Raw genomic sequence first — 8433 nt, 5'->3', positions numbered from 1 at the left:
GGGGTGGAGTCCGCTGCGCCCCGCCTGTCGTGGGGGGTGGCTGGTTCGTACGGGCCGGCGCCCCTCGGCCGGCGCGGGCCGGCGGGACCGGGCCCGGAGGGTCAGCGGGGCGGCGGCGCGGCGCTCTCCCGTACGCCGTCCGCGTCGGCGGCCGGCGCGGTGGACGCGGTGGCGGGCGGCGCGGTGGACGGCTCCGCCGTCGCCGTGCCGGCCAGGACCAGTCCGCCGGCCGCCACGATCGCCGCCACGGCCGCGTCGGCGATCGGCTGCCGCCGCCCACCCGGGCGGCACCACTGTGCGGCGATGTTCCTCATCCCACTCCTGCCTCGATCCGCGGGGAACGTGGACAGGGAGCACGTTAGCGGGGCCGATTCCGGCGAACCACCCTTTCCGGACGGGTGGCCGGGAACTTATGGCTCCCTTAAGGCCGGTCTACGGGCCCGCTGAGGAATCACCACTTCCGGCGCACACCCCGTCGCACTCTGTGTCCGCGCCGGCGGTTCGACCCGCCGGCGGACCCCGTGTCCGAGGACAGCAGGAGCCGCACCTCCGTACCGCCGAGCACCGAGCGTCCGATCCGCATGTCCCCGCCGGTGGACTCCGCCACCCGCCGCACGATGTCCAGGCCCAGGCCCGTGGAGCCGGGCCCGCCGTCGCCGTGGCCGCGGCGCAGCGCCGCATCGGGGTCCTCGATGCCGGGCCCCGCGTCGGAGACCAGTACGATCACCGAGCCTCCGGAGGCCGGGCGGTGGACGTCCACGGCGAAGGCGGTGCCCTCCGGGGTGTGGCGGAAGACGTTGCCGAGCAACGCGTCGAGGGCCGCGGCGAGGTCGGCGCGGGCCACGGGGACACGCACCGGCTCCCCGACCCCGGCCAGCTCCGCCTCACGGCCCTCGTCCTCGGCGAGCGCGGACCAGAAGTCCATCCGCTCCCGGATCACCTCACAGGCGTCGCAGAAGGCGCCGCGGCCCGGCGTGTCCGGCGGCTGGGTCCGCTGCTCGCGCGCGGTGCGGATGATGTGGTCCACCTCCCGCTCCAGCTGCGCGACGGCCGCACGCGTCTGCTCGGCGGCGTCGCCACCGCCGAGCGAGGCGGTGTTGAGGCGGAGCACGGTCAGGGGGGTGCGCAGCCGGTGGGAGAGGTCGGCGGCCAGTTCCCTCTCGTTGGCCAGCAGTTGGGCGACCTGATCGGCCATGGAGTTGAACGCGGCGGCCGCCAGGCGCAGTTCGGCGGGCCCCTCCACCGGGATCCGCACCGCCAGCCGCCCCCTGCCCAGCTCCTTCGCGGCCCCGGCCAGCCGTTCCGCGGCACCCACCATGCGGGTGCCCAGCCGGTCGGCGATGACGACGGAGGCGACGACGAGCGCGAGGCCGGTGCCGGCCAGGACGAGCCAGGCGGTGGTGACGCCGCCCGTGATCTCCTCCTCGGGCACGAACACCTCCACGACGGCCGACTGTTCGGTGGCGACGGGCTGGAGCAGCACGAAACCGCCCTCGACGGGCACGACGGCGGCCCCCTCCAGCGAAGCCGTGGCCCTCAGCCTCTCCTCGTCCAGGCGGCGTTCGCCGATCTCGGCACTCCCGTCCTCCCGGCCCGGGGGCGCGTACACGGCGATCCGCCCGGCGGCCCGTGCCGGCATGCTGGCCAGCCCGCGCTGGAGCGGGCCCCGGTCGCCGCCGGTGGCGGCGAGCAGGTGAGTGACGGAGGCGGCCAGCCGCTCGGCACCCGTGAAGGCCCGGTCGCGGGCCATCTCCTTGACCACGAGGGCCAGAGGCACGGCGAAGGCCACCACGACCATCGCGGTCACGGCGACGCACACCTTGACCAGCGCCCGTCTCATGGGCTTCTCCCCCTCCCCCGCCGTCCCGGCCCGTCCCCCGGCTTCCCCGGCACCCCGGCCGGGCTCACTCCCGCGGGGGCTCCAGTTTGACGCCCACCCCGCGCAGTGTGTGCAGATAGCGGGGGCTGGCCGCGGTCTCGCCCAGCTTCCTGCGGAGCCAGGAGAGATGGACATCGATGGTCTGGTCGTCGCCGTAGCTCTGCTGCCAGACCTCCGCCAGCAACTCCCTGCGCGGCACGACGACCCCGGGGCGCTGTGCGAGGAAGGCCAGCAGATCGAACTCCCGGCGGGTCAGGTCCAACTCCCGTCCGTCGAGTTCGGCCTGCCGCCGCAGCGGGTCGACGACCAGCCCGCCGGCCCGTATCGCCCGGTCCGCGCCGGCGCCCGCGCCCGTTCCGGCGCGGCGCAGCACGGCGGCCATCCGGGCGGACAGGTGCTCCACGGAGAACGGCTTGACCAGGTAGTCGTCGGCGCCGTCGTTGAGCAGCCGGACGATCTCCGCCTCGTCGTCCCGCGCGGTGGCGATGATCACGGGTACCTGGGTGATGCCCCGCAGCATCTTCAGCGCCTCGGCCCCGTCGAGGTCGGGCAGCCCGAGGTCGAGTATCACCACGTCGAACCCGAGGTGCGCGACCTCCCGCAGCGCCTCCAGGGCCGTCCCGACACTGCGCACGGTGTGGGAGGCCTCCGTCAGGTGCCGGATCAGGGCGGAGCGTACGAACTGGTCGTCCTCGACGACGAGTACACGTGCCATGTGCGGCACGTTACGGCACGCGCGTACACGTCAAGCAGACGCCGGACGGAGCGATGTGGGCCCGGGCGCGGGGGAGAGCCTACCGGGCGGCACTAGAGTGCGCGGGATGCGACGAGGACTGGTTCACGCGGGCGCGTGGGTGCTGGCCACCGGGTCGGCGGTGGCCCTGTCCTGGTTCGGCGTGCGCACCGTGGTGTCACAGGCCGCGTACGACCTGCCGCGGATGCCGCCGATCACCTCGGACACACCGGCACCGTCCGCCTCGCGCGGCGGCCCCGAACCGGAGACCGCTTCCACCCGGCGGCCCAGGTCGTCCGCGGCCGCCCGCTCCCCCGGGGCGTCCGGGCCCTCGGTCTCGCGCGGATCCGCCGGGGCCCGCCGGGACGCCGGACCGGGCGGGGGCGCCCCGCGCGCGGGCGGGACGTCCGGGAGCGTGGAGAGCCGCGAGGTGCGCGGCGGCCGGGTCGCCTTCGACCTGGGCCGGGACTCGGCCGGCCTCGTCTCCGCGTCTCCCGGTCCCGGCTGGGAGATGCGGGTGTGGCGGGGGAGCGGGTGGATACGGGTCACCTTCAGCCGGGGCGAGGAGGCGTCGTCGGTCTTCTGCGTCTGGGACGGCGCTCCGCCGAGGGTGACGGTCGACGAGCACGGGGGCTGACAGTCCGGGGCCGCCGGGCACGGCGGCCGGTTCAGCGCCGCTGGAAGACCCGCGCGGGCGGCTGCGGCGAGGGGGTGGCGGTGGCGTCCGTGACGGGGGCCGCGCCCCCGGTGAAGTCGGCCAGCGCGCGGCCGTGTTCGACCCGGCCGGGGTGCGGGTCGCCCGCCGCGCGCCGGGTGAGCCCGGCGACGGGCAGCGTCCGGTCGGAGGCGGCCAGGACGGCGTTGCCGAAGCGCCGTCCGCGCAGCACGGCCGGGTCCGCCGTCAGGCACAGCTCGGGGAAGACGGCGGCGGCGGTGGCGACCTGTGCGCGCAGATGGGCCAGCGGCGGCCCGTCGGCGAGGTTGGCGGCGTAGAGCCCGCCGGGGCTCAGCACCCGCCGGACCTCGTCCAGGAACTCGGCGCTGGTCAGATGGGCGGGAGTGCGGGCGCCGCCGAAGACGTCCGCGACGATCAGATCGGCCCCGTCCTCGGGCAGCCTGGCGAGCCCGGCGCGGGCGTCCCCGCCGCGCACCCGTATCCGCCAGGCGTTCTCCAGCGGCAGCTCGCGGCGGACCAGGGCGGTCAGCGCGGCGTCCGCCTCGAAGACCTGCTGGGTGGAGCGCGGCCGGGTGGCGGCGGTGTAACGGGCGAGGGTGAGCCCGCCGCCGCCGAGGTGCACCACCCGCAGCGGCCGCCCGGGCGGCGCGGCCAGGTCGATCAGATGGCCGATCCTGCGCTGGTACTCGAATTCCAAGTACGTTGGATCGTCGAGGTCCACGTGGGACTGCGGCGCGCCTTCGAGCAGCAGCGTCCAGGCGCGCGGCCGGTCCGGGTCCGGCAGGAGCCGGGCCAGTCCGCCGTCGACCGGCTCGCTCACCGGCTCCCTGGTCCGCCTGCCGCCCTCGCGTCGCCGTCCGTTCCTCGCCACACGGTCCAGTATCACCCGTACGGCCCATCCCGCGCCCCGCGGGACCGCGCCCGCCCCTTCAGGCGCGGCCCTCGGCGGCGGCGATCGTACGGGCCGCCTCGCTCAGCGCGGCGCGCAGCCGCGCCGGCTCGGTGGTCGCCGCCTGCGCGCTCTCCGGGGGCACCAGCCACCCGGTGCCCGCCACCGGCGGGCCGGCGGGCCGGCCGGAGCGGCGGTGGGCCGGGACGCAGACGCTGCCCTCCAGGTCCCAGCCGTCCGCGGTGCCGGGCGGCACCAGGAAGCCGAGAATGCCGCCCGCGTCGTCGTACAGCACCGGGCCCACGCTCTCTCGCAGGCGCAGGATGTCGACGGCCTCCAGTCCGTGCCGCGCGGGCACGGTCACCAGTTCGCAGGGCTCGTCCGGCACTCCGGCGGGCGGCGGGCCGCCGGTCTCGCAGCCGGTGTCCAGCACGGGGGAACCTCCTCCTGGGTCGTTCTCCGCGTTCGCTAACACGAGACTCAACGATCCGGTCTGTCAACCGCTACGGCGCAATGCCGCCGCAAAGGATGGCAGTTGATGGCAGATCACGTGTCGGATATCCCGTTTGTCGATATAACATCTCGTATGCTCCAGGAGGCGGCCGGTACGGTCCCGGCCATGGCGTCGTCACCGTCACCCTCAGCGCCGGCGGGTCCGGGCCGCCAGCCCAATCTCGCCTTCCGGCGGTTGCGCGGGCGGCTCTCGCCCGGGGAGTTCGCGGCGGTCGTCCGCAGGGCGGCCCGGGAGATAGGCGAGAACGTCTCCTGTGACGCCCGGTACGTCGGACGGGTGGAGGCCGGGGAGATCCGCTGCCCCAACTACGCCTATGAGCGGGTGTTCCTGCACATGTACCCGGGACGCTCGCTCACCGATCTGGGCTTCGAGCCCCGTCAGACGGTTCGCGGGCGCGCCGCGCGCGGGCGGGGGGCGTACGACGCCGCGGGCGCACCTCAGGACGCCCGTACGCGCCCGGGCTCCACCCGCTCGGAGCCACCCCGCCCCATCCGCGATCCGAGCCACGGCCCGAACGATCACCCGACCGACGAGGAGAACGACGTGCTGCGTCGCGCGTTCATGACCGGCGGCCCGGCGGCCGTGGCGGCGGTGTCCCTGGACCCTCTGGCCCACCCGGCCGCCGGCGCGGCCGAGACCGCCACCCGAAGCCGCCGGCCCGGCGCGGCCGAGGCCACGGCCGTCGAGCAGACCGTGCGCGATGTCCGGCTGCTCGACGACCGGTACGGCGCCGACGGCCTCTACCACCGGGCCGACGGCGCGCTGCGGGTCGCGTACGACCTGCTGGACGCGGGCGCCCGGCGGCAGCCGGCCGCCGGCCGGCTGCACACCTGGACCGGTGAACTGGCCCTCTCCGTGGGCTGGCTGGCCCACGACTCGGGCCGTCTCGCCGAGGCCCGCCCGCACTACGCCGAGGCCCTGGCCATCGCCCGGGTGGCCGGGGACGCCGCTCTCGAGGCGCACGCCTTCTGCAACACCTCCTTCCTCGCCCGCGACGCCGGGCGCCCCCGGGAGGCGGTGCGGGCGGCGCAGGCCGGACAGCACATCGCCCGCCACCTGGGCTCGGCGCGGCTGCTGTCGCTGCTGGCGGCGCGCGAGGCGGGAGGCTGGGCCCTCCTCGCCGACCGCATCGCCTGCGAGGAGTCGCTCGGCCGGGCGCGGACACTGTTCGAACGCGGTCCCTGCGACGCCGACCCGGAGTGGATGACCTTCCACGGCGAGGCCGAACTGAACGGGTTGGAGGCGCAGTGCCGGGCCGCGCTGGGCGACTGGGGGCGCGCGGCACGCCGCGCCCGCCGCGCGGTGGCCCTCCAGGACCCGCACTTCGCGCGCAACACCGCCCTGTTCACCGCCGAACTGGCGGACGACCTCGCCGGCGGGGGCGAGGTGGAGGAGGCCGCCGGAGCCGCGGGCCGGGCGCTGGACCTGCTCGGGCAGGTGCGCTCCTCCCGCGTCGGCGGGATGCTCGACCGCACCGCCCGGCGGCTGCGCCATCACCGGGCCGTCCCGGCCGTCGCGGACTTCCTGGACCGCCTGGCGGAGCGGGACGGGAAGTCCGGCCCGGCCGAAGGGGTCCGGTCGGCCTGACGGCGGTCCGCCGCCCGGCCCTCACCGCCCCGGCCGGTCCAGGTGCCCCCGGTCGTTCCAGCTCTCGACGGCCGGTTCCCCGTAGGCCCAGCCCAGTACCGACAGCGCCCCCGCGTCCAGGCGCAGCCGCGCGGCGAAGGACGGGTCCAGACCCAGCCAGCGCGCGCCCAGCACCCTGAGCAGATGGCCGTGCGCGAAGACGAGCACGTCGCGCTCCGCCGACCGCGCCCAGGCGATCACCTCGTCGGCGCGGGCGGCGACCTGCGCCAGGCGCTCGCCGTCCACCACGCCGTCGCGCCAGATGAGCCAGTCCCGGCCCGCCCGCTCCCTGATGCCGTCCGGGGTCAGCCCCTCGTAGGCGCCGTAGTCCCACTCCAGCAGCGCGTCCCAGTCGGCGGCCCGGTCCCCGAAGCCCGCCAGGTCGCAAGTCTCCCTCGCCCTCGACAGCGGGCTGGTGCGGACCTCGGCCTCCGGCAGGCCGTCCCAGGGGGCGCCGCGCAGCCGCACCCCCAGTGCCTGGGCCATGCCGCGTCCCTCCTCCAGCAGGGGGATGTCGGTGCGGCCGGTGTGCCGTCCGGACCGGGACCATGCGGTCTGGCCGTGCCGGACCGTCAGGATGCGCGCTGCCATTCCATACCTTCCGTAAGGGGCTCCCGGCGCCGCCGCCGGGCTCACGGCCATCATCGCGCGCCGGGCCCGGGCGCGCCGCCGCTCAACCCTCTGGCGCCCCCGCGTCCTCCTCTCCGCATCCGCACCGCACAGCCGTCCGCCCGCCCGTCGCACGGCCGACCACGAGAGTCGGGAGAACGTTCACGATGGTCCGGACACGGCCGCGGTGGCGGACCGAACTTCCGCCGATCGCCGTGGTCTACGCCGCGTACTCTGCCGGACCGCTGTTCGCGCGCGGCGGTCCGCCGGACGGCCCGCGGCGGACGCCGCGCTCCCGGGCCGGCGCTCCGCACCGGCGGCTCCGGGCGACCTCGAATCCACCGCTGTCACAGGCGGATGCCACACTTCCACGGGTGAGCTACAACCCCGACAGCCAACCGACGACAGCCCTGCGCCGGCGGCTCGTTGAGCTGCGCGGCGCCGATGTCGCGCCCCGGCCGATGGACGCACGGGCGCTCGCCGCGCTGGCCGCCAACCCGGGCTGCCGCCGCCGGGCGCTGCTGGACGGCGCCGGGGTGGACAAGGGCGCGCTCGCGGAGGCGCTGGGCTCCCCCGCGCCCTTCGGGCAGTCGCGGTTCGCGTTCGTCCGCGGCCACGCCTTCGAGGCGCGGGCGAAGGGGGACGGCGGCGCCGAGCTGATGCGCCTGGTCCACGCGTGCACCGCCGCGGCGGACACCCCCGTCCCCGGACCCGGCGAGGTGTCCGTGCCCGACCTGTCGGCGCCCAGCCCTGCCGGGCGCGCGGAGCGCACCCGGCGGGCGCTGGAGCGGGCGACGGCCGACGGTGGCTGGACACTGCTGGAGCACCCGATGGTGCGGCTGGAGGTGGCCGGTTCCCCCGTCCATCTGGAGCCCGACGCGGTGGCGGTCCACCCGGACGGGCGCTGGACGGTGGTGGAGATCAAGTCCTTCCCGATTCTGGATGGTTCGGCCGATCCGGCCAAGGTCGGCGCCGCGGCCCGGCAGGCGGCCGTCTACGCCCTGGCGCTCGAGGCGCTGAAGACGCACGGCGCCCGGGTGGACGAGCGGGCACTGCTGGTCTGCCCGAAGGACTTCTCCAACCTGCCCACCGCCGAGACGGTCGACCTGCGCAGGCAGCTGGCCACCACCCGGCGGCAGCTCGCCCGGCTGACGCGGCTGGAGGAGATCGCCGCCGCGCTGCCCGAGGACGCCACCTTCGACCCGGCCCGGCCGCCCGCCGAACTGGCCGGTTCCGTCGAGTCGGTGCCGGCCGCCTACACGCCGCAGTGCCTGTCCACCTGCGAACTGGCCTTCCACTGCCGCGACCGCGCCCGCTCCGGGGGCGCGGTGGAGGTGCTGGGCCGCGAGGTCCGCGGGGAGCTGGGCGGGCTGACCACGGTCGGGGCGGTCCTGGCGGCCGCCCGCGAGGAGCCGGTCACCGGCTGGGGCAGGCCCAGGTCGTAGGAGGTGTCGCGCTTGCCCGCGTTGAGGAACGCCAGGTGCGGCTCGGGACGGGAGACCACCTG

General features: G+C 76.3%; 9 protein-coding genes. 3 read left to right on the top strand and 6 right to left on the bottom strand.

Annotation, left to right across the window (positions count from 1 at the left end; genetic code table 11):
* Window positions 1-101: 101 nt before the first annotated feature.
* The 3 genes from LJ221_RS21945 to LJ221_RS21935 form a co-directional block, all read right to left on the bottom strand.
* The gene (locus LJ221_RS21945) at window positions 102-314 is read right to left on the bottom strand and encodes a hypothetical protein (protein WP_241718453.1); all 213 of its coding nucleotides are present in this window, start codon (window positions 312-314) and stop codon (window positions 102-104) included.
* A 137-nt stretch (window positions 315-451) separates the two neighbouring features.
* Window positions 452-1840, bottom strand: coding sequence for a HAMP domain-containing sensor histidine kinase (locus LJ221_RS21940; protein WP_241718452.1), 1389 nt, complete (start codon window positions 1838-1840; stop codon window positions 452-454).
* 64 nt (window positions 1841-1904) lie between these two features.
* On the bottom strand, window positions 1905-2594 hold the full coding sequence (locus LJ221_RS21935; protein ID WP_241718451.1) for a response regulator transcription factor: 690 nt from the start codon (window positions 2592-2594) through the stop codon (window positions 1905-1907).
* Window positions 2595-2700: 106 nt separating this feature from the next.
* Here LJ221_RS21935 and LJ221_RS21930 point away from each other — a divergent pair, with 106 nt between their 5' ends.
* Window positions 2701-3249, top strand: a complete 549-nt coding sequence (locus LJ221_RS21930; protein WP_241718450.1) for a hypothetical protein — start codon at window positions 2701-2703, stop codon at window positions 3247-3249.
* A gap of 31 nt (window positions 3250-3280) precedes the next feature.
* On the opposite strand, the gene LJ221_RS21925 is transcribed toward LJ221_RS21930, so the two are convergent.
* Window positions 3281-4159 (bottom strand): spermidine synthase, encoded by an 879-nt coding sequence (locus LJ221_RS21925; protein WP_241718449.1) that lies wholly within the window; start codon window positions 4157-4159, stop codon window positions 3281-3283.
* Window positions 4160-4217: 58 nt separating this feature from the next.
* Window positions 4218-4610: a hypothetical protein gene (locus LJ221_RS21920; protein WP_241718448.1), complete on the bottom strand. Its 393-nt coding sequence runs from the start codon at window positions 4608-4610 to the stop codon at window positions 4218-4220.
* Between the two features lie 186 nt (window positions 4611-4796).
* On the opposite strand from LJ221_RS21920, the gene LJ221_RS21915 reads away from it, so the two are divergent.
* Window positions 4797-6278, top strand: coding sequence for a hypothetical protein (locus LJ221_RS21915; RefSeq protein WP_241718447.1), 1482 nt, complete (start codon window positions 4797-4799; stop codon window positions 6276-6278).
* 21 nt (window positions 6279-6299) lie between these two features.
* Here LJ221_RS21915 and LJ221_RS21910 read toward each other — a convergent pair whose 3' ends face one another.
* On the bottom strand, window positions 6300-6908 hold the full coding sequence (locus LJ221_RS21910; protein ID WP_241718446.1) for a histidine phosphatase family protein: 609 nt from the start codon (window positions 6906-6908) through the stop codon (window positions 6300-6302).
* A gap of 392 nt (window positions 6909-7300) precedes the next feature.
* On the opposite strand from LJ221_RS21910, the gene LJ221_RS21905 reads away from it, so the two are divergent.
* Window positions 7301-8371, top strand: a complete 1071-nt coding sequence (locus LJ221_RS21905; protein ID WP_241718445.1) for a hypothetical protein — start codon at window positions 7301-7303, stop codon at window positions 8369-8371.
* Window positions 8372-8433 lie beyond the last annotated feature (62 nt).

The organism is Streptomyces sp. CNQ085, from assembly GCF_022614595.1.
In the GTDB taxonomy this organism is placed as follows: Bacteria; Actinomycetota; Actinomycetes; order Streptomycetales; family Streptomycetaceae; genus Streptomyces.
This window is presented reverse-complemented; position numbering and strand designations above follow the sequence as displayed.